The sequence below is a fragment of the Micromonospora sp. D75 genome, assembly GCF_018070405.1.
GTDB classification, from domain to species: domain Bacteria; phylum Actinomycetota; class Actinomycetes; order Mycobacteriales; family Micromonosporaceae; genus Micromonospora; species Micromonospora chalcea.
The window spans coordinates 1-3,263 of the sequence record NZ_JAGPXV010000652.1 but is presented as its reverse complement, the minus strand read 5'-3'; the positions used below and the strand labels follow the sequence as shown (position 1 = coordinate 3,263).

Here is a 3,263-nt window from a genome sequence, read left to right as displayed (position 1 = left end):
GAGCCGCTCCGCCTGATCGTGGTGCCCGGCCCGCGCGTCGTGACGATGGCCGCCTGCCGCGCGTACGTCGCGACCTGCGAGGCCGACGACGTCGACCCGCAGCCGCCGTTCTGGCCGAAGTGGCGGCACTACGCGCGCCTGTTCGACGACCTCTACCAGGGCCTCGAGGACCGGATCTTCGACAGCGAGCAGCCCTGGACGCTGTTCCCCGTCCCGGACCTGCGGGTGGTGGTGGCCGGGCTGAACTCCACCATCGCCATCACCCACCGCGAGGAGGACCGGTACGGCTTCCTCGGCGAGGCGCAGTCGAGCTGGTTCGCCCAGCGGCTGCGCCACTACCAGCAGTCCGGCTGGCTGCGGCTGGGCGCGATGGCGCACGCGCCGGGGGCGCGCAGCCCGTACGCCGACGAGGTGCCCCCGGACCCGGTGTCGCTGCGCGACCGCGGCGCGGTCAACCGGCTGGTCGGCCCGATGCTCAACCTGCTGCTCTCCGACGCCGCGCCGTCGGCCCGGGTCGACCCGGTGGTGCCGCTGGCCGCCGCGCCCCGCGACGGCCGGGCGCAGGTGCTGCGGCTCGGCGGCGACGGGATGACCCGCTGGGTGCTCGGCCGCGACGACCGCCTCGACTCCGGGGCGCTGACGGCGGTGAACTGGCCGCACGCCGAGGCGACGTTCGGCGCGGCCGGCCCGGCCCAGGTGCCCGACCCGCGCCGCCCGGTGGCCGTCGAGGGGGCCACCCAGGGCGTGGCGGTCACCGCCGCCCCGGTGCAGCGCCTGCTGGACCGGCTCGCCGAGGTCTGCGAGGCCCGCTACGACCGGGTGGTGGTACGCCGCGTCGACACCGACCCGCCGCACCTCTACATCAGCTACCGCTCCGACGGCGTGGTCCGCCAGCAGCGGGTCGGCGCGCACGTGGGCACCCCCACCGCCGCCGACGTGGACGTCTTCGCCCGCCGGGTGCACGCCACCGATCCGGACATCGCCTCCGAACTGGTCTACGACGGTGACCGGGTGCCGCGCGGGCTGGCCGAGGAGGCGCAACGCCGGGGCGTGCGCGTGCTGCACCTGACCGAGTTCCAGGGCCTGCTCGACCTGCGTGACTACGTCGCGGCGCAGACCGCGCGGCTGCAGGCCGACCGCCTCTACCCGCCCGGGCAGTACGTGCCGCAGCGCTACCGCCATCTCGTCGGCGCCGACCAGCGCGTGCGCGACGACGTGGTGGACGAGCTGCTGGAGACCGTCTCCGCCCCGGACGGCCGGTTCGTGCTGGTGCTCGGCGACTTCGGCCGCGGCAAGACGTTCGCGCTGCGCGAGGTGGCCCGGCGGCTGCCCACCGCCGCGCCCGACCTGATTCCGATCCTGGTGGAGCTGCGCGCGCTGGACAAGGCACACTCCGTCGACGGCCTGGTCGCCGCGCACCTGGCCAACCACGGCGAGCAGGTGATCGACCTCAAGGCGTTCCGCTACATGCTGCGCCAGGGCCGCATCGTGCTGCTGTTCGACGGGTTCGACGAGCTGGTCGCCCGGGTCACGTACGACCGGGCGGCCGACCACCTGGAGACGCTGCTGCAGGCCGCCGAGGGCAACGCGAAGATCGTGGTGAGCAGCCGGACCCAGCACTTCAAGACCAACTCGCAGGTGCTGACCGCGCTCGGCGAACGGGTCGGCCTGCTGCCGCACCGGCGCGTGCTCGCCGTGGAGGACTTCACCCCCGGGCAGATCGAGGCGTTCCTGCGCAACCGGTACGGCGGCGACGAGCGGGCCGCCCGCGAGCGGATGGACCTGCTGGCCGGCGTGAAGGACCTGCTCGGGCTCTCCCGCAACCCGCGCATGCTCGGCTTCATCGCCAACCTGGACGAGGGGCGCCTCGCCGCGGTCGCCGGCGCGGGTGGCACGTTCAGCGCCGCCGCGCTGTACCGGGAGATCCTGGAGTCCTGGCTGGACTTCGAGGAGCGCCGCACCCAGGGCATCCCCGGCGCGCCGGTGAGCCTGCGCCGCCCCGAGCTGTGGCAGGCGGTGAGCCGGCTGGCGTTCCAGCTCTGGGAGAGCGGCGAGGCGTACCTGCGCCTGGCCGAGCTGGCCGAGTCCACCGGCCAGCTCGCCGGGCGCGCCGACTCGCGGCTGTCCGGCCCGCAGGCGGCGCACGCGGTCGGCGCGGGCAGCCTGCTCGTCCGCACCGACGACGGACTGTTCGGGTTCATCCACACCTCGGTCATGGAATGGCTGGTCGCCGAGGGCGTCGCCGAGCAGATCAACCGGGGCGAGGAACCGGCCGCGCTGGCGGTGCGGTCGCTGTCCGCGCTCGCCGTCGAGTTCCTCGGCGACCTCGCCGACCCGGCCCGCTGCACCGCCTGGACCGCGCGGGTGCTCGGCGACGAGTCGGCGGGGGAGACGCTGCGCGCCAACGCGCTGCGGCTGTCCGCCCGGCTGCGCCTGCCCGACCGGGCCGACCTGCGCGGCGCAGTGCTGCGCGGCGAGGACCTGTCGCACCGCGAACTCGCCGGCGCCGACCTCACCGGCGCCGACCTGACCGACGCGCGGCTGGTCGCCACGAACCTGACCGAGGCGCGGCTGGAACACGCCCGGCTGCGCGGCGCCCGCCTGGACCAGGCCCGCCTCGCCGGGGCGGACCTGCGCGACGCGGAGCTGGCCGGGGCGCGGCTGTTCCGTACCGACCTGCGCGGCGCGCGCGTGGGCGGCAGCAGCTGGCACCGCACCGCGCTGATCGACGTCAGCGCCGACGCGGCCATGCTGCGCGCCCCGGAGCTGCGCGGCGCCGTCGTCGCGCCGGGCCGGCCGGTCGCGCCGGGCCTGGCCCCGCCCGCGGTGGGCGTCGCCTACGGCTTCGAGGTGGGCCGGCTGCCGGTGCCGGCGGCGTACAGCCCGGACGGCGCGGTGCTCGCGGTCGGCAGCGACGACGGCGGTGTGCTGCTCTGCGACACCGCCACCGGGCTGCCGGTACGCACGCTCCAGGGACACCGCTCCCGGGTGTACGCGGTCCGCTACGACGCCGCCTCCCACCAGCTCGTCACCGGCGCGGCCGACCTCACCGTACGGCTGTGGGACGCCGACCACGGCGACGTGCGGCACGTCATCGAGGACGTCTTCACCGGCTGGGTGTGGCCGCTGCTGACCGACGGCCGCCGCGGCCGGCTGGTGGTCGGCGACGCGGCCGGCGTGGTGCGGCTGTACGACACGCGCACCGCCCGGCTGCGCCACGAGTGGCCCGGCCACGCCGCGCCGATCTGGGGCACCTCGTTCAG

The 3,263-nt window shown here is 76.1% G+C and carries 1 protein-coding gene; it reads left to right on the top strand.

Annotated elements, in window-relative coordinates:
• Positions 1-3,263, top strand: a 3,263-nt coding sequence (locus KBX39_RS27140) for an NACHT domain-containing NTPase (protein WP_210873193.1), incomplete at both ends; no start/stop codon positions are given.